This is a genomic window from Acinetobacter sp. 1294596 (assembly GCF_000582925.1).
GTDB lineage: Bacteria > Pseudomonadota > Gammaproteobacteria > Pseudomonadales > Moraxellaceae > Acinetobacter > Acinetobacter radioresistens.
This window is the reverse complement of sequence record NZ_JFCC01000020.1, coordinates 26,631-48,316: the sequence shown is the minus strand read 5'-3', so window position 1 is coordinate 48,316 and position 21,686 is coordinate 26,631. Positions and strand designations below refer to the sequence as shown.

At 39.9% G+C, this 21,686-nt stretch carries 18 protein-coding genes; 13 read left to right on the top strand and 5 right to left on the bottom strand.

The genetic code is table 11. From position 1 onward, the window contains the following. Positions 1 to 320: 320 nt before the first annotated feature. From J502_RS08970 to J502_RS08940, 7 genes are all read left to right on the top strand, one after another. Complete coding sequence (locus J502_RS08970; protein ID WP_249301536.1) at positions 321 to 572, top strand: NADPH-dependent 7-cyano-7-deazaguanine reductase; 252 nt, start codon at positions 321 to 323, stop codon at positions 570 to 572. Positions 573 to 590: 18 nt separating this feature from the next. Beyond that, positions 591 to 1,526, top strand: a complete 936-nt coding sequence (locus J502_RS08965; RefSeq protein ID WP_005404097.1) for a sensor domain-containing diguanylate cyclase — start codon at positions 591 to 593, stop codon at positions 1,524 to 1,526. A gap of 302 nt (positions 1,527 to 1,828) precedes the next feature. Further along, positions 1,829 to 3,685 (top strand): ABC transporter ATP-binding protein, encoded by a 1,857-nt coding sequence (locus J502_RS08960; RefSeq protein ID WP_005404098.1) that lies wholly within the window; start codon positions 1,829 to 1,831, stop codon positions 3,683 to 3,685. Beyond that, positions 3,685 to 4,134, top strand: coding sequence for a MaoC family dehydratase (locus J502_RS08955; protein ID WP_005014387.1), 450 nt, complete (start codon positions 3,685 to 3,687; stop codon positions 4,132 to 4,134). Before J502_RS08960 ends, J502_RS08955 begins: the two co-directional genes overlap by 1 nt. Before the next feature lie 96 nt (positions 4,135 to 4,230). Further along, positions 4,231 to 5,259: an AraC family transcriptional regulator gene (locus J502_RS08950; RefSeq protein ID WP_005014389.1), complete on the top strand. Its 1,029-nt coding sequence runs from the start codon at positions 4,231 to 4,233 to the stop codon at positions 5,257 to 5,259. A 70-nt stretch (positions 5,260 to 5,329) separates the two neighbouring features. Then, positions 5,330 to 5,704: a glycine cleavage system protein GcvH gene (gene gcvH, locus J502_RS08945; protein ID WP_005014391.1), complete on the top strand. Its 375-nt coding sequence runs from the start codon at positions 5,330 to 5,332 to the stop codon at positions 5,702 to 5,704. Positions 5,705 to 5,987: 283 nt separating this feature from the next. Continuing rightward, positions 5,988 to 7,172 carry an MFS transporter gene (locus J502_RS08940; RefSeq protein WP_034683860.1) on the top strand — a complete coding sequence of 395 codons (1,185 nt, stop codon included), beginning with the start codon at positions 5,988 to 5,990 and terminating at the stop codon, positions 7,170 to 7,172. Between the two features lie 57 nt (positions 7,173 to 7,229). Here J502_RS08940 and J502_RS08935 read toward each other — a convergent pair whose 3' ends face one another. Next, positions 7,230 to 8,276, bottom strand: a complete 1,047-nt coding sequence (locus J502_RS08935) for a 3-deoxy-7-phosphoheptulonate synthase (RefSeq protein ID WP_005014395.1) — start codon at positions 8,274 to 8,276, stop codon at positions 7,230 to 7,232. Between the two features lie 821 nt (positions 8,277 to 9,097). On the opposite strand from J502_RS08935, the gene hppD reads away from it, so the two are divergent. Further along, on the top strand, positions 9,098 to 10,156 hold the full coding sequence (gene hppD / locus J502_RS08930; protein ID WP_034683858.1) for a 4-hydroxyphenylpyruvate dioxygenase: 1,059 nt from the start codon (positions 9,098 to 9,100) through the stop codon (positions 10,154 to 10,156). A gap of 113 nt (positions 10,157 to 10,269) precedes the next feature. On the opposite strand, the gene J502_RS08925 is transcribed toward hppD, so the two are convergent. Then, on the bottom strand, positions 10,270 to 11,049 hold the full coding sequence (locus J502_RS08925) for an IclR family transcriptional regulator (RefSeq protein ID WP_034683857.1): 780 nt from the start codon (positions 11,047 to 11,049) through the stop codon (positions 10,270 to 10,272). A 472-nt stretch (positions 11,050 to 11,521) separates the two neighbouring features. Between J502_RS08925 and J502_RS08920 the strand changes: the two genes are divergently transcribed. Then, on the top strand, positions 11,522 to 12,907 hold the full coding sequence (locus J502_RS08920; protein WP_034683855.1) for an amino acid permease: 1,386 nt from the start codon (positions 11,522 to 11,524) through the stop codon (positions 12,905 to 12,907). Between the two features lie 93 nt (positions 12,908 to 13,000). Then, positions 13,001 to 14,215, top strand: a complete 1,215-nt coding sequence (locus tag J502_RS08915; protein ID WP_034683853.1) for an amino acid aminotransferase — start codon at positions 13,001 to 13,003, stop codon at positions 14,213 to 14,215. Positions 14,216 to 14,290: 75 nt separating this feature from the next. On the opposite strand, the gene J502_RS08910 is transcribed toward J502_RS08915, so the two are convergent. Further along, entirely contained in the window at positions 14,291 to 15,400 is a 1,110-nt protein-coding gene (locus J502_RS08910) for an S-(hydroxymethyl)glutathione dehydrogenase/class III alcohol dehydrogenase (RefSeq protein ID WP_005014406.1), read from the bottom strand. 139 nt (positions 15,401 to 15,539) lie between these two features. Between J502_RS08910 and J502_RS08905 the strand changes: the two genes are divergently transcribed. Together J502_RS08905 and J502_RS08900 are read left to right on the top strand one after the other, a co-directional pair. Beyond that, positions 15,540 to 17,093 (top strand): phospholipase D family protein, encoded by a 1,554-nt coding sequence (locus tag J502_RS08905; protein WP_005405002.1) that lies wholly within the window; start codon positions 15,540 to 15,542, stop codon positions 17,091 to 17,093. 97 nt (positions 17,094 to 17,190) lie between these two features. Further along, positions 17,191 to 17,631 carry a hypothetical protein gene (locus tag J502_RS08900; RefSeq protein ID WP_005014411.1) on the top strand — a complete coding sequence of 147 codons (441 nt, stop codon included), beginning with the start codon at positions 17,191 to 17,193 and terminating at the stop codon, positions 17,629 to 17,631. A gap of 74 nt (positions 17,632 to 17,705) precedes the next feature. Here the strand turns inward: J502_RS08900 and aspA are convergent, their stop codons facing one another. Then, a complete protein-coding gene (gene aspA, locus J502_RS08895) occupies positions 17,706 to 19,160 on the bottom strand; it encodes an aspartate ammonia-lyase (protein ID WP_005014413.1) in 1,455 nt (484 codons plus the stop codon). A 442-nt stretch (positions 19,161 to 19,602) separates the two neighbouring features. Between aspA and putP the strand changes: the two genes are divergently transcribed. Next, entirely contained in the window at positions 19,603 to 21,093 is a 1,491-nt protein-coding gene (putP, locus tag J502_RS08890) for a sodium/proline symporter PutP (protein ID WP_005404104.1), read from the top strand. 32 nt (positions 21,094 to 21,125) lie between these two features. Here putP and J502_RS08885 read toward each other — a convergent pair whose 3' ends face one another. Continuing rightward, positions 21,126 to 21,614 (bottom strand): Lrp/AsnC ligand binding domain-containing protein, encoded by a 489-nt coding sequence (locus J502_RS08885; protein ID WP_005014418.1) that lies wholly within the window; start codon positions 21,612 to 21,614, stop codon positions 21,126 to 21,128. Positions 21,615 to 21,686: the final 72 nt, after the last annotated feature.

Genomic DNA, 21,686 nt, shown 5'->3' with positions numbered 1-21,686 from the left:
ACATAAAAAAGGAATAAATATCTTTAGATTAATAGTTTTTATTTAAAGTTTAATAGTGCTTCATTATATATTTTGTTGAAATCTGTTTACCAAAAAAGTAGTCTTCACAGACAAATATTAAATTTTATGCTTTTTAGTATCTAGAATTTTTGTATATCTTTTATTAAATTTTATATTATTGAGAGAATAAAAGCATGAGATATATAAATGTTATTATAGCATTACTTTTATTAAGTTATATATGGAGTAGATCCTATGCTGTTCAAATCTCTCCAAATCAAATAGTAGCTACCCAGATGACATCTAAGCAGGTTATAAATATGAATGAAGAAGAACAGGTACTCAAATTCATAGATCCTGATAATATAGTAATCATTCTCAAAACCACAAATAATTTCGAAACTGCGGAACTTACTGATCAGAGAGGCATTGTTTATTATCTTAAGCGGGTTAAAACAAAAAATGGTATACGACTGGAAAATGGAAACACATCGATTCATTTTAACAGTGGCAGTGGAATCTTGAAAATTGATCAAGGTCGCCCTATTAAGGTTATAGAAGTTAAATCTTGAGATATAAAGGCTGGTTATATGGGTATTTCATATTCGAAAAACTTTGAGGAAGCAGGCCAGGCTGTTTTACGTTATCTTCATGACCGGTTCGGTTTTAATCTATGGATGATTACACGGGTTGAAGGCGATGACTGGATCGTGCTGCAGAGTGAAGATCATGGCTATAATGTTCAACCTGGACAAGTTTTTCGCTGGGCAGATTCTTTCTGTTCACATATGGTCACAGGTAATGCACCAAGAATTGCACCACGTTCTGATGATATACCCTTATATCTAAACGCCCCTATCAGGAAACAGGTAGAGATTCAGGCTTATATTGGACAGCCCTTAGTAAGTGAAGATGGTCATTTATTTGGCACACTCTGTGCGATTGACCCTCACCCGCAAGCGCCTGAACTGGTTCAAGAAGCAAAACTGATCGAAGTCTTTGGAGAGCTTTTAAGCCGGATTCTACAGGCTGAACTGCGTGAAATTGAACAGGTTAGACAACGTGAGCGTCTTGAAGTAGAAGCAATGAGTGATGGTTTGACTGGTTTATATAACCGGCGGGCTTGGGATAAATTAATAAATGCAGAAGAAGAACGTTGCAAGCAGTTAGGTCACCCTGCTGCTGTGGTTATGATAGACCTCAACAATCTTAAAACTGTTAATGATCATCTGGGTCATGAGGCTGGTGATGAGTTAATTCGCAAGACAGCTGTCGTATTGCGTGATAATGTACGTAATAATGATATTCTAGCCCGCTTAGGAGGTGACGAGTTCACCATACTAAGTATTGAAAATGATTATTCAGGTGCTGAATCATTGGTTAATCGCATTACACAGGCCTTTGAAAAGGCAAAGATTAGTGCTTCAATCGGGCTGGCTATGCGTCATCCGACTTTTGGTCTATCAGCTGCTATCAGAGAAGCAGATCAACAGATGTATACACATAAGCGGCTCAGCAAGTCCTGATTTTATTAATCCGGTAAAGTTACAAGCAGATTTTTTTATCTTTCAAAATCGCACCAGCTTTTCAAGTCTACCGCTAGCTAATAATTTTTTCATATCTGTTTTTCCTGTTGAATTCACAATTTACGCCATTATCTTTTCTCTTATATGGCGTAAAATTAAGTGTAGTACGGCTAAAAAACTCATATTTTGAATATTATTATGTGGCGGAATATGGCTAAATTAATGATTGATCAATCTCTATCTCTCCTATAAATTGAATTAAACTTATATTAGTTAATATATTGTATTCAGAGGAAAAAATAATGTTGAAGTGGTTCGAAAAGCGTGTCGATGCCTATCCCACTGAAGGTCTTTACGAACCATTACCAAGAAGGTTTTTTCCATTTATCTGGCAGGCGACCAAAGGCTTGCGTCCTTATATTTTTTTATTAGTCCTTGTAACTGCGGGCGCCGCAAGCTTTGAGGCTTTACTCTATTCGAAAATAGGACAACTGGTTGACTGGCTAGGTACAAGCCAACCTGATACTTTTTATGTAAATCATGAAACCAATCTGCTGATTCTGGCCAGCTTTCTGTTTGCCAACATCTTCTTTGCCAGTATGCAGTCTATTGTTAAGCATCAGATTTTATATAGCAATTTCCCAATGCGTCTGCGCTGGCGTTTTCACAATTTTCTTTTACAGCAAAGTCTCGATTTTTTCCATAATGATTTTGCCGGGCGCTTATCTGCCAAGGTCATGCAGACAGCGTTAGCAGTACGAGAATTTTGGGTTATTTTAGGCGACATGATGGCCTACGTAGTGGTCTATTTCACTACGATCAGTATTGTGTTTATAGGTATTTCACCTGTTCTAATGATACCCCTACTCGTCTGGTTACTTCTGTTCATGATCGCAGCTTACTACTTTATTCCACGCTTGGGTAAAGTGTCAAAACAGCAAGCTGATGCCCGTGCTGTCATGACTGGACGTGTTACAGATGCCTATACCAATATTCAGACTGTCAAGCTATTTGCACACGCCGGCCGTGAAAGTCGTTATGCCAAAGAGTCCATGATGGAATTTATGGTGACAGTATATCGGCAAATGCGTCTTGGAGCTAAATTTGAAATCAGTGTAAATATGCTGAGTGCTGTACTTTTTCTAGGTGTATTGGGAACAGCCATTCATCTATGGGTAGAAGGTAAAGCCGGTCTTGGAGTGGTTGCCGCAACCACAGCTATGATTATGAAGCTTAACAGTATGGCATTCTTTATCATGTGGCAAATTTCTGCCCTTTTTGAGAATATCGGAACAATTCAGGATGGAATGGGAACCTTAAGCAGACCGGTAGAAATACAGGATAAAAAAAATGCCAAGCCATTAAAAGTAACTGCGGGTGAAATTCGTTTTGATAATGTATCTTTTGCTTATAATGAAAAAAATGTAATTGATCAGTTGAATCTTACCATTCGGCCAGGTGAAAAAATCGGGATTGTTGGCCGTTCTGGCGCAGGTAAGTCAACCCTTATTCAATTGTTGCTACGGTTTTATACCATTCAAAATGGCCGTATTTTAATAGATGGCCAAGATATCCAAAATGTAACTCAGGACAGCCTGCGCGCTAATATTGCTTTGGTTACTCAGGATACTTCTCTACTACACCGTAGCGTATCAGAAAATATTAAATATGGTCGGCCAGATGCAACTGATGAGGAAATGTATGAAGCTGTACGTAAAGCTCAGGCAGAAACCTTTATTCCTCAGTTAACTGATCTGGGGGGGCGTCGGGGCTATGATGCGCAGGTGGGTGAACGTGGTGTCAAGCTCTCAGGTGGACAGCGTCAACGTATTGCAATTGCCCGCGTATTCTTAAAAGATGCACCTATTCTGATTTTAGATGAAGCTACCAGTGCACTGGATTCTGAAGTCGAAGCTGCCATTCAGTCAAGTCTAGACGCTCTTATGACTGGCAAAACAGTCATTGCAATTGCTCACAGGCTTTCGACCATCGCCCAGATGGACCGTTTAATTGTACTGGATCAGGGCCGGATCGCTGAACAGGGTACTCATGAGCAACTGATTCAGCAAAATGGTATTTATGCTCAACTATGGCAACGTCAAACTGGTGGCTTTTTAGTTGAACAGCAAATACCAAAGAAAGTTGAGGACACAGAATAATGCTTTATCTGGAAGATTTACACATTGGTGATCGTTTTATCAGCCGTGAATATGAAATGACTGCTGAAGAAATCAAAAAATTTGCCACTCAATATGATCCACAGGTTTTTCATCTGGATGAAGAGCAAGCAAGCCGGCATCCTGTTTTTCAAGGTCTGGCCGCAAGTGGCTGGCACACCTCTGCAATTACCATGCGTTTATGGACAGAGTGCTTTCCGGTAGCAGGCGGTTTAATTGGTACCGAAACCAGTTTACGTTGGCCCAAGCCTACCAGGCCGGGAGATCGCATTCATGTTGAAGTCGAAATTACAGCAATCACTCCATCCAGAACTAAAAATGATCGGGGTATTGTTACTTATGTCACTCAGGCTTATAACCAATTTCAGGATCTCCTATTAATCTCTACTACAAAAATAGTAGTATTTAAAAAAGCAGCAATTGAAAATTAAGCAACTGATTTGTCCAACAATTCTTCTAGTTTAAAGTTTAATTTCATGCCAAGATGTAAACAGCACGTTGGAAAGCATGAGAGCAATGGATAGCGCATGGAGATAATTTCATCCCGGCAAGATGTGGGTATTCCAGGGGTATATGGCCTGTTATTGCTAGATGTGGTGTCACGCTGGGGCTATAGCGCAGAGACTTTATTTGCCCCCTTTCATTTTAGTAGTGAACAGCTCGCACACCCGGATTACCGTATTCCAACTCCTCTTGCCAACGAACTGATAAAACATGCCTTAAAAATTACAGGCGAGCAATCTTTAGGCTACCATCTTGGTACCCAAATGCGAATTTCAATTCATGGCTTTATTGGCTATGCAATCATGACAGCCAGTAATATATCTGAAGCCCTGGTTCTTGCTGCACGTTTTATTCAACTTCGTATGCCCTTTCTACAGCTTTATTTTTCTACTTTTGGTGATAAGGCAACCCTGCAATTACAGTGTGACATACAACTTGAACCTTTAAGGACCGAAATTATTCTTGCCCTGACTATTGGTATTATCAGTATGGCCAAGGCTATTACTGGCATTAATAACCTTGAAGGAGAAATTGATTTTGATTTTGCCAAACCTGAAGGATTTGACCGCTATTTAGCCAAAATGCCTTCACATCATTTCCGTTTTAATCAGCCACACATACTTTCCAGCTTTGATAAAAAGTTTCTGGGTTTACAGATGGTTAATGCTGACCCGATTGCCAGTCAAATCGCAATTAACCAGTGTGAAGCTGAACTTTCTGCTTTGGGTGAACGCCGACGTCTGGCTATGCGGGTGCGTGATATCCTCACTCATTCAGAACAGCACTATCTTAGTATAGAAAGCGTGGCCGATCGGTTGCATATGTCAGACCGTACCTTAAAACGCCAGCTGGCTGCTGAGGGCACCTCTTTTTCTAGTCTGGTTGATGAAGTGCGCTACCGGCATGCTACATCACTTCTCTCACGGACTGACTATACCCTTGAACAGATTGCCGACGAGCTGGGCTATTCTGACGTTGCCAATTTTAGCCGTGCCTTTAAGCGCTGGAGCGGCCGCAGTCCTAGTAATTGGCGTAAAGATCCGTATTTATAGACTTTAGTTTTTAAACAAAAACCTGTATAACACAAAGCAAAAATGCTTTAAAACTTTTTGAGGAATCGGCATGAATCATCCTTCGGAACTGAAGTATGCAAGTACACATGAATGGGTAAAAATTGTAGGTGATCTTGTGGTCACTGGTATTTCCGACCACGCTCAAGATGCTTTAGGTGACCTGGTCTATGTAGAAATGCCAGAGGTTGGCAGTCAGATTACAGCAGGTGCACAGGCTGGTGTGGTCGAATCCGTAAAAACTGCTTCTGATATTCATGCACCAGTTTCAGGCACAGTTGTAGAAATCAATTCTGCACTTGAAGATGATCCAGACTTTATCAATGAAGATCCGTATGGTAAGGGATGGATCTATAAAATTCGTCCAGATAATATGCAAGATGTAGACACATTACTTTCTAATACAGCTTATGAAGCTGGACTTTAAAAATTAATTTCATCAGCTTCTTTTACATAACTTGAGATTCACTCATAGACTGTAGAAGAAGCTGTTTCTGTATTTATATATCATATGTAGCTTAATCGCTATTTCTCATAATCTTGCTTTAGTTCATCGTCTCTATACAATTTACATACTTTCACTTATAATTTACAGGTTATATGACTTTATGACGTATTTACTTTTTATTTATCTCCCTCTTTTCCTATTATAAAAAATATCAATTTCTCTGCGTCTCAAGTCATGCTCTCCCGGTTATTATAGGTTTATCATGGCATCCATAGACTCCTCTCGGTTATGGAATAAGTTCTTTATTTTTTGCTTATTCAATAACATGTTTTTGTTCATATTTTATTTCGCACAAACTGCAGTGCTACCCGTTTATATTATAAGTGACCTGAATGGTACTGTAGCTCAGGCTGGTTTAGCCATGACTCTATTTATGGTCTCTTCTATTGTAGTGCGACCATTTAGTGGCTTAATCATTGAAAAATTTGGCAAGAAAAAGACCTTTTTAGTCTCTGAGCTGATTTTTTGTCTTTTTTCATTCGCTTATCTTCTGGCAGACAATCTTAGTGTTCTGCTGGTTATCCGTTTTCTGCATGGTATCTGGTTTAGTATTCTTACTACGGTTTGTGTACCGATTGCCAATGACTTCATTCCAGAAAAACGTAAAGGCGAAGGCATGGGCTATTTTATTATGTCAATAAACTTGGGGCTGGTGCTGGGTCCACTTTTAGGGCTTAGCTTGATTCAACCATTAGGCTACACTACCGTCGCGCTGATTTTAGCAACCATTATTTGTCTAGGCTTTGCTTTCTGCCTGCTTATCCCCATTCGCGAAATTAAAAAATTACCTGAAGTTACTGAGAAAAAGATAATCAGCTTACAGGATTTTGTTGAAAAACGTGCCTTACCTGCTTCCCTGATGGTTATGCTCCTGGCATTTGGTTACTCTAGTATCATGTCTTATATTTCAACTTTTGCTGAAACTAAAGGCTTACTCAGCTCTGCTGGATTGTTTTTTGTAGTATTTGCTGTGGCTATGATGAGTATTCGTCCATTTACTGGCCGACTATATGACATTAAAGGCCCAAATATCATTATTTATCCATCTATCATTCTTTTTATTATCGGTTTGATACTTCTTAGCCAGATTGAAACTTTAACCGGTCTAATGATCAGTGCAATATTTATCGGTATGGGTTTCGGCTCACTTCAGCCCTGTTTACAAACTTTGGCAATCCAGCGTTCGCCTAGATATCGTATTGGCCATACGACTTCAACCTTCTTTACTTTATATGATACAGGGATAGCATTAGGGGCTGTATTACTGGGCTATGTAGTTGCATTGTACGGCTATACGGTGATGTACCTGCTTTGTGCTTTTATTATCGCTTTAAGCTTGATCTTTTATAAGTTTGTTGTAGACAGACAGAACCCCCTACAACCCTAAATTTACAGATATAGCCCGTATTCTTGAAGTATACGGGCCCCTGCTCTTATTTATATTTTATACTACACATTCATAGCGCATCTGCTCTGCAACAGAAAGCAACAAGGCAGATGTCTTATCCCATCCCAAGCAACCGTCTGTGACTGACTGACCATATATCATATTACAGGAGATTGCTTGGTTTCCATCTACAAGATGGCTTTCCAGCATTACTCCCCGTACATCAGTTTCACTACGCTCAGCAATAATTTGCTGGAGTACCGAGGTCTGTAATAAAGGATTTTTAGAACTGTTGCCATGACTGCAATCAATAACTAAAGGTGGAAGCACAGCTTTGTGACAGACACGTATCCGTTCAATTGATGCAAGGTCATAATTAGGGCCTGAATTTGCACCACGTAATATCAAATGTGGTAACTTGTTACCCAGACTGTTTAACATACAAGGTAAGCCATTTTGGCTCATACCCATGAACTGATGTGAGTTTCTGGCTGACTGTATGGCATCTAGTGCAATCTGAATTGAACCATCGGTACCATTTTTAAAACCAATGCTGTACGGCATATGGCTGGATATTTCTCGATGAATTTGTGATTCGCTGGTTCGTGCGCCAATGGCTCCCCAAGCCAATAGGTCATCAAAATATGCCGTAGCCATCGGATTTAAAATTTCGCTCGCAATAGGTAAACCCATACTGATGAGTTGCAGATATAAAGCTCTGGATTGCTCCAGGCCTGACTGCACATCTGAAGAACCATTTAAATGTGGATCATATAAAAACCCTTTCCAGCCGACCGTAGTACGGGGTTTCTCAATATAAGCACGCATGACCAGAAAAATCTGGTCTGAAATTTTAGTTTGGAGCTGTTTTAATTTTTGGGCATATTCGAGTGCAGCAGCCGGCTCATGAATAGAACAAGGTCCTGTAATTACCATAAGACGAGAGTCTTCGCCTGAAAGAATATTTTGTATAGTTGTACGATGCTCAGCAACTTGCCGGGCTAATGCAGGAGATAAAGAATATTGTGCTTTTAATTGATGAGGCAGGCTTAAAGTTTTTTCTGTTGTAGCCGATTGGTTTAAAGCAGTATTGAGAGCATTCATTGGTTATTCCTCTGGACTGTTTATTTCAGTCCGATGATTTATTTGAGCGTAAGGGATCTAAGCGATTGCATGTGCTGGCCAAAATAAAACCAATAAAAATTGCCAAAATAAGTAAAGTTAAATGTATACATGAGGGAAGCTCCATAATTATCAATCTATAAGACATAAAAAAACCTGATCAGGTTTGCCAATCAGGTTTTAATTTTGATGGGCAACCTTTATTTGCCCGAACGCATTCAGGCAATCATTTAAACTGCCAGAAATAATAATATGCGTTCATAAGTTCAGGTTGCTTTAACATCTTGTACCAATGTTTGAGAAAATATCTATTTTCTAAAATACGCGTACATTGTTTCTTTGACAAGAACTTAAACTAAAAAAATTATTTATTATTAAATAAACTTCTATTTATGATTAAGATTTAATGAATAAAACCTAGATAAAACAATTGTTAAACTCTATAAGGAAAAATTTTTAGCCTGTTTTGCCTCAACATAAACTTATATAATTATTACCTAAATTACAAACTACATAATTCAATTATGTATTGCATAACTTTTTGTTTTGAGTATCATTGAACCAAATGGGATGTAGTCTGTAATTTATCTAGGGCATGGAAATAAGCAATAGAATTAATTATGGGACATTCTGAAAATTTCACTAAAAATTTTAACTCTGTAACAGGCTCGGATGCTTAAGAGTAGAAAAACATATTTGAGTATTTCTATATTTCCAATCCGGATTCATGTTCAGAATTAAAAATAATTTCAGGTAGAAGGCAAAAGCTGAACAGGCTTTTGAACACAACAAGAGGAAGTTGTATGAACGTTTTAGAAAATCCTTTAGAACTCTGCGGATTTGCTTTCATTGAATTCGTATCGAAGGATGGTGAACTAGATCAGGTGTTTCAAACGATTGGTTTTACTAAAGTAGCCCGCCACAAGTCTAAGAATGTTTATTTATGGCGCCAAGGCAATATCAATATTATTTTAAACTATCAGCCAGAATCATACGCATCTTATTTCTTTAATGAGCATGGCCCTTCTGCCTGTGCTATGGGTTTTAAAACTAAAGATGCTGCAAAGGCTTATAAAAAAGCGCTTGAGCTGGGCGCTGAACCAATGCTAAACAAGGTAGGTCCAATGGAACTGAATATCCCGGCGATTAAAGGGATTGGTGGTATGCCAATTTTCCTGATTGATCGGGATATTTACCAGAGTGACTTTGAGTTCCTGGAAGGTGTAGATGCAAATCCGGTTGGAACTGGTCTAAATGAAATTGATCATTTGACCCATAATGTTTATAAAGGCCGTATGGAATACTGGGCTAATTTCTATGAAAAGATTTTCAACTTCCAGGAAATCCGCTATTTCGATATTAAAGGCGAATATACCGGCTTGACATCAAAAGCCCTGACTGCTCCAGATGGCATGATTCGTATTCCATTAAATGAAGACAGTGATAAAGAAAATGGCCAGATTGCAGAATTCCTGGCTGACTTTAATGGTGAAGGTATCCAGCATATTGCATTCATCACAGATGATCTGGTTTCGACTTGGGATAAGCTACATGACTTAGGAGCCAAGTTCATGACGGCGCCACCAGAAACCTATTATGAAATGCTGCCTGAGCGTTTACCAAATCATGGTGAACCAACAGAAGAGCTGAAAAAACGCGGCATTTTACTGGATGGTAATACTAAAGACGGCGAAAAACGCCTTCTACTTCAGATCTTTTCTGAGAATATGATCGGACCAGTCTTCTTTGAATTTATTCAGCGTAAAGATGACGACGGTTTTGGTGAAGGCAACTTCAAAGCCCTGTTTGAATCAATTGAACGCGATCAGATTAAACGTGGTGTACTCAGTGTAACTGATTAATTTATAATCCCTATATTTAGAAAATGCAGGAATTTTTTCCCTGCATTTTATAATATTTTTTATAAAATCAAGAAGGCGCTCTAATAGCACCTTCTTGATTTTAAAACAGTTATTTATCTTTCACGGATGTACTGGTTAATTGATTCGGCCATCTGCTTTAAAAATATAATTTTTTCATGGTTCGCTTGAATGGGCAGCATATCTTCACTATCAATTACCACAATACAAAACTCGATAGCATTGTAAGTATTAAAAATAGGTAAACCAACTGCGTTAATCCCGGTCAGAAGATCACCTTGTGCCACCGACATTTTTTGTGCCTGTATCTGATTTTTTAATATTAAGAACTCTTCCCAATTTTTAGGGGAAAGTGTTCTATTTGATGAGGTATGTTTTTTCCACTCTTCTTCCATAAATGGCCGCACCAGATGTTCAGGCAAGTAAGACGCATAGATCCGGCCCGCAGCAGAGTTGACTAATGGCATGATTGAGCCTACACGCGTCACGATCGATACCGGATGCAACGATTCAATTGACTGGACAACCAGAGGGCCCCGCGGCGACCATTTACTAATCTGAATACTTGAACCGATTTTGCCCTGCATTTCATAAATCTGGCTTTGAACCAGTTGCAAGGTGTCCGTATGCTGGATACAACGTAAACCTAGACGCCATGCTTGTTCACCAAGGCCATACTGGCCATCTTCAAGCTGTCTGGCATAATTCATGCGTATCAGACTGGCCAGATAACGGTGGACTTTAGCAGGATGCATGCCGAGTTTGTGTGAAAGGTCTTTCAGCATGATGGGGTTATTATGTTCTACCAGTGAATTGAATACGTGTAGTCCTATTTCTAGAGACTGAACACCACCAGAGACCTTTTCTTCACTCATGTTTTAACCCTTTTCATCCTTTTTAAATATCCGTCTTCGCTCGTCTATTCCGGTTTTATATGCTGAGACCTTAGCAAGTTTCAGCCTGCCTGATCATAGAGAGTTCATTATTTTTTAGCAATCACCAAGCCCGACAAAGCTGGAAAAAACTGAAAAATATAGTTTTCTTCTTTAAAGCTGAATGTTTTAGTTCATCACAGACTGGGCCAAAAGAAAAAATTTCAGCGTTGAGTAATTTTTCTCATGCCATATAAAGATACAGGCTCAACGGCAATTAGAATAAAATTTATGAATAATTTTTATTTATTAAAACAATAACTTATTTTTATATAATGGCTAACCCAACAATATAACTAGACTTTTCAGTCAAAAATTTAAAAAATCGGCTATGTTCTCAAGGTTTAAATTATGTTATACGTAATTAAGTATAAAATTATTACGAATACGAAAAACACAAGGAAGAAAGGATCATATGGATAATCCTCAACAAGGTGATTTAAACGCAGGTTTAAAGAATCGTCATATTCAGCTGATTGCTCTTGGAGGAGCAATCGGTACCGGTCTATTTCTGGGAATTTCTCAAACAATTAAAATGGCCGGCCCCTCAGTTATTCTGGGCTATGCAATAGCAGGACTGATTGCTTTCCTCATGATGCGCCAGTTAGGTGAAATGATTGTAGAAGAACCGGTAAGCGGTTCATTTAGTCATTTTGCTTACAAGTACTGGGGAAAATTCGCAGGATTTATGTCTGGGTGGAATTACTGGGTACTGAACGTACTGGTTTGTATGGCAGAACTCAGTGCAATCGGTCTTTATATCCACTACTGGTGGCCTGAAATTCCAACCTGGATAACCGCCTTAGGCTTTTTTATTCTAATCAACGGTATTAACCTGCTTCATGTCAAATTCTTTGGTGAAATGGAATTCTGGCTCGCTATTATCAAGGTGGTGGCGATCATTTGTATGATCGGCTTCGGTAGCTATCTGCTCACTACCGGTAGCGCAGGACCACAATCGACCATCAGCAATCTTTGGGCACTAGGTGGGTTTTTTCCGAACGGCATCAGTGGTCTGGTTATGGCCATGGCTGTAATCATGTTTGCTTTTGGTGGTATTGAACTTGTCGGTATTGCTGCAGCAGAAACGCACGAACCCGGGAAAACCTTGCCTAAAGCTATTAACCAGATTGTCTACCGTATCCTAATTTTTTATATCGGTACTCTCGTAGTAATTTTATCGCTATTTCCATGGAACAAAATGGCCGAAGGCGGCAGTCCGTTTGTGCTGATTTTTGATTCTCTTAACAGTCAGGGAGTTGCGACTGTACTGAATTTTGTAGTACTGACAGCAGCAGTTTCTGTTTATAATAGTACCAGTTACTGTACCAGTCGCATGCTGCTCGGTCTGGCCAAACAGGGTAATGCACCTGAGTTTTTGAGTAAAATTAACAAAAATGGTATTCCGGTGCCGGCCGTACTAATCTCTGCTTTTGTTACCCTGCTCTGTGTACTGCTCAATTACATGTTTCCAGAGAAAGCGTTTAGTCTGCTGATGATGCTGGTTGTTGCTGCGATCGTTATTAACTGGATGGTCATTTTTATCACTCACTTAAAATTCCGCAAACAGATGATACGTGAAAACAAAACCACGCAATTTCCAAGTTTGGCTTATCCATTCACAAACTATCTCTGTATAGTCTTTATGATTGGTATTTTAGGCATTATGATAATGACGCCAGATATGCGTATTGCAGTTATGATGATCCCAGGATGGCTGTTGTGCCTGCTGATCGCCTATCAGATTAAAAAGCGCAAGGCACTTCAACGTCATAATATGGTTCTGGAAACTGACACCTGAGCCAGTAAATCCCCTCCAGAACATGGATGATGGACTGGAGCAGTTTTTAACAGAGTACAGTTAGAAGGCTGTACGACTTAAGGAAGTAATTAAATGTTTGAGCATGTAAATCCTTATCCGGGTGATCCGATTCTGTCTCTAATGGAAGAGTTCAATACGGATGCCCGTACAGACAAGGTAAACCTGAGTATTGGACTTTATTATAATGAAGACAGTATTGTGCCACAGCTCGAAGCCGTTAAAACAGCGTACAAACATATTGCCAAGCTAAACGATACGACTAAACTGTCCCTGCCAATGGAAGGGTTCAAACCTTACCGTGAAGCTATTCAAAACTTGCTGTTTACTGAAAACAGTCCGGCTCGAGCTCAGGGACGTGTTGCTACAATTCAAACATTAGGTGGATCAGGTGCTCTTAAAGTAGGTGCAGATTTCCTTAAGAAATACTTTCCTGAGTCTGAAATCTGGGTAAGTAATCCAACTTGGGATAATCATGTAGCCATCTTCAATGGTGCAGGTATCAATACACATTACTATCCATATTTTGATGCTGAAACCCGTGGTGTGGACTTTGCGGGTATGCTAGATACCTTAAAGCAACTGCCAGAACAAAGTATCGTATTATTGCATCCATGCTGTCATAACCCGACTGGCGCCGATCTTGTTCCTGCACAGTGGGATCAGGTGATTGAAGTATTAAAAACAGGAAACCTGATTCCGTTTTTGGACATCGCCTATCAGGGCTTTGGCCACGGCATGCAAGAAGATGCTTATCTGATTCGTGCACTGGATCAGGCAGGAATGAACTTTATTGTCAGCAATTCATTTTCCAAGATTTTCTCGCTATATGGTGAACGCGTTGGCGGACTTTCCTTTGTCTGTGACGACCAAGAAACAGCTCAGCGCGTTCTGGGCCAGCTCAAGGCTACTGTTCGCCGTATTTACTCTAGCCCTCCTACAACTGGTGCATTACTGGTTGAAAATGTGCTCAATGATGAAGAACTGCACTCCCTTTGGCTGACTGAAGTTGAAGGTATGCGTACCCGTATCCAGAAAATGCGTCAGATTCTAAAAGATGAATTAAGTCGTGCATTACCAGATCAAGACTTTAGCTACCTGGTAAACCAGAACGGTATGTTTAGTTATACCGGGTTGACTGCTGAACAAGTCGATCTGCTTAAGGAAAAATACGGTATTTATCTGGTTCGAAGCGGACGTATGTGTGTTGCAGGCCTGAACCAGAAAAATATTTATTATGTGGCTGAAGCAATGGCTGCTGTTTTGAAAAAGAGCTTAGTCACTGTTTAATTTCAAATAAATAAAAAACCGGGAAAGTTCCCGGTTTTTTATTTTTTAGATTATAAAGTTTAGGTTTGCCTAGAACTAAAAATGAATCACTGTACGGATAGATTTACCCTCATGCAGTAAATCAAAAGCTTCATTAATTTTACTCAAAGGTAAATTATGCGTGATGAATGGATCAATTTTAATTTCACCACGCATTGCCTGCTGTACCATACCTGGTAGCTGGGTACGGCCCTTGACGCCACCAAAAGCCGAACCACGCCATACCCGGCCTGTTACCAGCTGGAATGGACGGGTGCGTATTTCCTGACCGGCGCCGGCAACACCAATAATAACTGACTCGCCCCAGCCTTTATGGCAGCATTCCAGTGCAGCACGCATGATGTCTACGTTACCAATACATTCAAAGCTATAGTCAACCCCTCCATCAGTCATCTCAACAATGACTTCTTGGATAGGCTTGCTATAGTCTTTCGGATTGACAACATCAGTCGCGCCCATTTCCTGAGCCAATGCAAACTTGTCCGGATTAATATCAATTGCAATAATACGGCCAGCTTTGGCTTGCACTGCACCCTGAATAGCTGCCAGACCAATTGCACCTAAACCGAAAATCGCGACAGTCGCACCTTCTTCAACTTTTGCCGTATTATGCACTGCACCGATTCCTGTCGTTACACCACATCCGAGCAGGCACATTTTTTCAAGTGGGGCTTCCGGATCAATTTTAGCGAGAGAGATTTCTGCTACTACAGTGTATTCACTGAATGTAGACGTACCCATATAATGATAAATAGGCTCACCATTATAAGAAAAGCGGGTGGTACCATCCGGCATTAAGCCTTTACCTTGAGTTGCACGAACTGCCTGGCACAGGTTAGTTTTGCCTGAAGTACAGAATTTGCACTTGCCACATTCTGCAGTATAGAGCGGAATAACATGATCACCTGGCTTCACCGAAGTAACCCCTTCTCCGACCTCAACTACAATACCACCACCTTCATGCCCTAGAACCGCTGGAAAAACGCCTTCCGGATCTTCACCTGATAAAGTAAAAGCATCAGTATGGCATACACCAGTGTGTGTAATTTTAACCAGTACTTCACCAGCTTTTGGCGGAGCAACATCTATTTCAACAATTTCCAGGGGCTGACCTGGCCCAAATGCGACTGCTGCACGTGATTTCATTACATTTTCATCCTGTAATCTGTAAGGCTGACTGAAAAATTAATACCTAACAGTAACTCTAATACGCTAAAACATTCAAGTATTTACTCAGGCATGATGTTATCTTAAATGTGAAAGAGATACGTGACACATAATTAAAATGCAATTAGATAATCATCTGAAAGGTATAATTATTGGTATGACATTGACGGGTTTAACTGGCTGTGAGCTCCCTCCCAATATCTCGGAATATACGGAGCATAAACATACGCCTTCTCGCCCCTGGATTAATGATGATGCTAAAGACGAAAAAATCCGACAGGGACTCACTGCCTATTTGGCCATGGAAGATGCATTTAGTAGTATAGCATCACGTATCCACCTGATTCGTAATGCAAAAAATACTTTAGAATTACAGTATTATATCTGGAATAATGATTTTATTGGGCACCTGATGTTTGCTGAACTCCTAAGAGCAGCTGATCGTGGTGTAAAAATAAAGCTTTTAATTGATGATCAGAATGGTACACAGCTCGACCCGACCTTAAAAGTACTCAGTCTGCATCCAAATTTTGAAATTAAAATATTTAATCCTTACAAATACCGGCATTTGCGGGTATTGGACTATTTTTTTCGCATGAAATATGTCAATCAGCGTATGCATAATAAACTTATTATTGCTGATGGAGTCATGGCCGTAACAGGTGGACGGAATATTAGCCGCGAATACTTTGATGCGAGTCAGGAATTCCAGTTTACCGACATGGACATTCTGTTTTCTGGTAAAGCTGTTGAGCAGGCTAACCAAGTATTTGCAGAATTTTGGCTGCATGAATTGAGCTACTCATCACAACAGCTGCTCGGTTTCGGTACGGTTGACCAGTTAATTGCATTACGTAAAGAATATGACCTGATTGAAAATTCTCGCAACCCGACGGAAGAACGGATTTCTCAGGCTCAGGAACTGATTAACCAATATTTGCAGGAACGCCCGATCAACTGGGCCAAAGCATATTTTGTAGCAGACTCTCCCAAGAAAATTAAAGGACTAGCAACTGGCAATGAACTGATTTATAACCAGATGATTTCTATATTGGGTGAGCCTAAAAACCATCTTGAACTGGTTTCAGCTTATTTTGTACCTACAGAAATCGGCCAGAAGTACCTTTCTAATATTTCTAAAAATGGAATTAATGTCAGAATTCTAACCAATTCTCTGCCAGCCAATGATGTTGCTTTGGTCCATGCCTTTTACGGAAAGTACCGTAAAAGTCTGCTTGAACATGGTGTGCAGCTTTATGAATTTAAGCCTTATCAGGAGCGAAAGCGTCGTACTTGGTATGAAGTCGCCACCGGTAACGTAATACCCTCCAAAGGCAAGAACAGTTCCAGTTTGCATGCTAAATTTTTTGATGTAGACGGCAAGGTTTTTATTGGCTCATTCAATTTTGATCCACGTTCAGTTAATCTGAATACAGAAGTAGGCTTGGTGATTGAATCTGAAGCTTTACAAAAACAGATTACATTAAATCTCGACAAGCACCTTCCCCAGATTGCTTATAAGCTCAAATTAGATCAAAAAGGTAACATTGTCTGGTTAGAACAGAAAAAGGACGGCAAAGTGATAGAACATCAGAATGAACCCGGGACTAGCCGTTTCCAGCGCTTCATGATGGATACTGTCTCAAGACTGCCTATTGAATGGATGATGTAAGTCTGATTTTCAAAATTTGCATTTATATCCTGTAAAAGTTGTGCCTGACGACCTGATCTTTTAAGATGGCCACTTTTACAGTTCACATCTCCCCGTAATGCAATTTTTTGATTTAAGCCGGCAATTTAATTTAAATGATATTTTGACGCCCAAGAAAACTCTGGATGACTTAGGTGGACAGGAATGGTTCCTGAGCAAGATCCGTGTGGAATATGACTGCCTGGCTTCCGACAGTAATATTCTTGAAGGTCAGGCTATTTTAAAATCTAGTGAAAATATCCAGATTGAGCTAGAGTGGGTAATTGTCGATACAGGTTATGAGCTGCAAATACTTTTTAAAGGTATTGAAGACTATCGCAACGAACACGTTATAGTGACAGTTAAAGGTGCCCAGCTTGTAGAACTTTCTGGAGAACTAGTAACCAGCCAGGCTTTAGCATTATGGATTGAGGGGACTTTACTGATAAAGCTCCCTCATATTCGCCGTGAAATTAAAAGCCGGTTAAATCTATGGGACTACATAGAATATCAGGATTAACCTGATTAATATAAAAGGATAGCTGCATGGGCTATCCTTTTGGATTTTAAAAATATTACTTTAGCCTAAATTATTCAGCTTACTTGGTCTAATGTTTGTGAAGCACTTCCGGACAATACTTCACTCACCAGATTTTCAAATGAGAAAATTTCTTCCAGTTGTTTTTCGGTCAGCAGTTTTTTCTCTAAAACTACGTCCTGAATTGTACGATTCTCAGCAATACACTGCTTACCGATTTCATCACAGGCACCATGACCAAGAATCGGTTCAAGCAAGGTAATTATTCCAACACTGCGCATTACTGCTTCATAGCAGGTCTTTTCATTGGCGTGAATGCCCTGTATACATTTTTCATCGAGTGTTTTTATGCCTTGGGTGAGTAGCCCGATTGATTCATTTAAGGCTTGCGCAATGACAGGCTCCATAACATTAAGCTGTAACTGGCCTGCCTCAGCAGCAAAGGTAATGGTTAAATCATTACCTATAACCTTAAAAGCAATCTGGTTAACCACCTCAGGAATCACAGGATTTACTTTAGCCGGCATAATAGATGAACCTGCCTGCATTTCAGGTAAACTGATTTCAGCTAGCCCGGTACGTGGTCCCGAACTTAATAAACGCAGGTCATTACAAATTTTTGATAGTTTGCACGCTAGACGTTTTAAGCTGCTCGACAGAATAATAAATACACCACAGTCACTGGTTGCTTCTACATAGTCTTCTGCTCCCGAAAGCGGCAGACCAGTAATTTCCTTTAAGCATTCTACCACTTTAGCCGCATAACCCTGTGGCGTATTTACACCGGTACCAATCGCTGTTGCACCCAGATTAATTTCCAATAATAGCTGGCGCATCTTTTGAATTAAACGTACATCTTCTTTAAGCAGAGTAGCAAAAGCACGAAATTCCTGTCCTAGGGTCATAGGTACTGCATCTTGCAGTTGGGTACGTCCCATCTTTAAGACAAAACGAAATTCAGTTGCCTTATATTCAAGTGAAGTAATTAAACTTTCGACCTGCATAAATAGTTGATCTAAAGCATAGTAGGTCGCAACTCTTAAGGCGGTCGGATAGACATCATTCGTTGACTGTGATTTATTCACATGGTCATTGGGATGAATAATATAGTATGAGCCCTTGTCATGACCGGTCATTTCTAGCGCCAAGTTGGCAATTACCTCATTGGTATTCATATTAATAGAAGTACCAGCGCCGCCCTGATAGACATCTAGCGGGAAATGTTTTTCCCAATTCTCTGGAGTATCAATTAGTTTTTGACATGCTGCCTGAATGGCCTGACTCTGCTGTTCGGTAAGTTTTCCAAAAAACTGGTTAGCTTGTGCTGAAGCTTTTTTTACCTGAGCCAAAGCGCGGATGAAATGGTGCTGTTCACCTATTTTCTGCTGAGAGATCTGAAAGTTTTCTAAGGCTCTTAAAGTATGAATGCCATAGTAACTTGAAGAAAGCACCTCTTTGGTGCCTAATAAGTCCTTTTCGGTGCGAAACCTGTTGTTTTGTCCAATATTCATTCCGTTAACTCTTAAATTGTGCACAATTATAGTGCAATAGAAGTATAATAGGACTTGTTATAATTTTCACTACTTACAATATGAAACATTTGGAAAGTTTTTACTAATTTTTATCAAGTTCTGCAACTAACGTAACTTTATGTAAATTTTGGCAGAAATTTGAACTTTTCTATTTGAAGCGCTATATAAAAGTTAAATTTTTTCACTATTTTACATTAATGCAAAATTATAGTTATAAGTTTAAAAATTAATCTTTATAAATCATTGCAATAAATTTATTGTAACTAAAGTTACACAAAGTAACATTTTGCATGTAAAATTGTATTACAAATGTAACAGTACAAAAAATCACTTTTGTGCTTGAATCACAGCCTTTCCAGGTGAATCAGATATAATGCGCTATTTGCTGGAATGCACATATACAGCATAAGGACAGGCAGGCATGGAACAGTTTAACCCTACCCTCATCACATTTATATTTTATATCATCGCTATGGTAGGTATAGGTTTGTATGCCTATAAAGCCACAAGCGATTTTTCAGATTATATTCTCGGTGGTCGAAGCCTCGGCAGCTTCGTCACCGCTCTTTCAGCCGGTGCTTCAGATATGAGTGGCTGGCTACTCATGGGCCTTCCAGGTGCAATCTACCTGTCTGGACTTTCTGAAGCATGGATTGCCATCGGCCTAATTATTGGTGCTTGGCTAAACTGGCTACTGGTTGCAGGCCGTCTGCGGGTACATACCGAAGTCCAGCATAACGCTTTAACTCTTCCAGATTATTTCACTAGCCGTTTTGCAGACCACAAGAAAATCCTGCGGATTACATCAGCAATGATTATTTTGATTTTCTTCGCAATCTACTGTGCTTCAGGTATGGTTGCAGGGGCACGTCTATTTGAAAGTATTTTCGGAATGTCTTACCAGACTGCTCTATGGATCAGTGCTATTGCAACTATCAGTTATGTATGTATTGGCGGATTTCTGGCTATTAGCTGGACTGATACATTCCAGGCTGGCCTGATGATTTTTGCTTTACTACTAACACCCGTAATTACATTTTTAAGTATTGGCGACACTACTCAAGTTATGACACTGCTGGAAACTGCTCGACCTGCTGCATTCGACATGTTCTCCAATTTGAGTATAGTGGCTATTTTATCTCTCATGGCTTGGGGTCTGGGTTATTTTGGCCAGCCGCATATCCTTGTACGTTTTATGGCAGCAGATTCAGTCAAGTCAATTCCGGCTGCACGTCGTATCGGCATGACCTGGATGATTCTATGTTTAGGCGGTGCAGTTGGAGCAGGTTTTTTTGGTATTCCCTACTTTGCACAGCACCCTGAACTTGCAGGTGCAGTGACTCAGAATCCAGAAACTGTATTTATGGAATTAACCAAGATCCTTTTTAATCCTTGGATAGCAGGTATTATTCTTGCTGCGATTTTAGCAGCTGTGATGAGTACATTAAGCTGCCAGTTATTGGTATGTTCAAGTACTTTGACTGAAGACTTTTATAAGACTTTCCTACGCAAAAATGCTTCCCAGAAGGAACTGGTTTGGGTAGGCCGCCTTATGGTTCTGGCAATTGCAGTGTTGGCGATTATTCTTGCAGGTAATCCAGAGAGCAAGGTTTTAGGTTTAGTTTCTTATGCATGGGCAGGTTTTGGTGCTGCATTTGGTCCACTCATTATTCTGTCCCTGTTCTGGAAGCGCATGACCCTAAATGGTGCTTTAGCCGGAATGATCACAGGTGCAGTGGTAGTAATTTTATGGAAAAACCTGTTTGCTGAAACTGGTATCTATGAAATTATTCCTGGTTTCATTTTGGCATGGGCAGTGATCATACTGGTCAGCCTGATGGGTAAAGTGCCAGGTCGCGAGGTAACTGATCGTTTTGAAGAAGCTGACCGTCTGTATCATGAGCAGAAATAAACCGGATATCCATATCTAAAACAAAGGGGCTTTTAAGCCCCTTTATTTTTAACTGCTGTTTTACTTTTAAGCTTTAATCGGGTTGTGGTTTTGAGCTCTTCCATCACCGGATAACTGCGTGTTTCCTTTACGCCTGGCAGTTGCCAGAGCACCTGTCCTGCCATTTTACGAAATTCTTCCATATTGGCACTGCGCACCTTAAGCAGAAAGTCGAATCCTCCACTCATTAAATGGCATTCAGAAATTTCCGGATAGTCCAGAATTGCCTCTTCAAACTCTTCAAGAGCATTTGGGGTTGTCTTGTCCAGCATCACCTCGACAAAAACAACAAAGCCGGCATCCAGCTTGTTTGGGTTAAGTTTAGCTTCATAACCAAGTATATATCCTTCCTTGGTAAGCTTTTGTACCCGTGAAATTACAGCTGTGGGAGAGAGGTTAACTAACTCAGCCAGTTTACTGTTGGCAATACGTCCATCACACTGTAATAGTTCAAGTATTTTGAAATCTGTACGATCCAGCATAATTTCCTGTCTTCCATGAATAATTCACTAAATTATGAACTATTTTTAGTGAGTTATTCGCTATTTATTTTG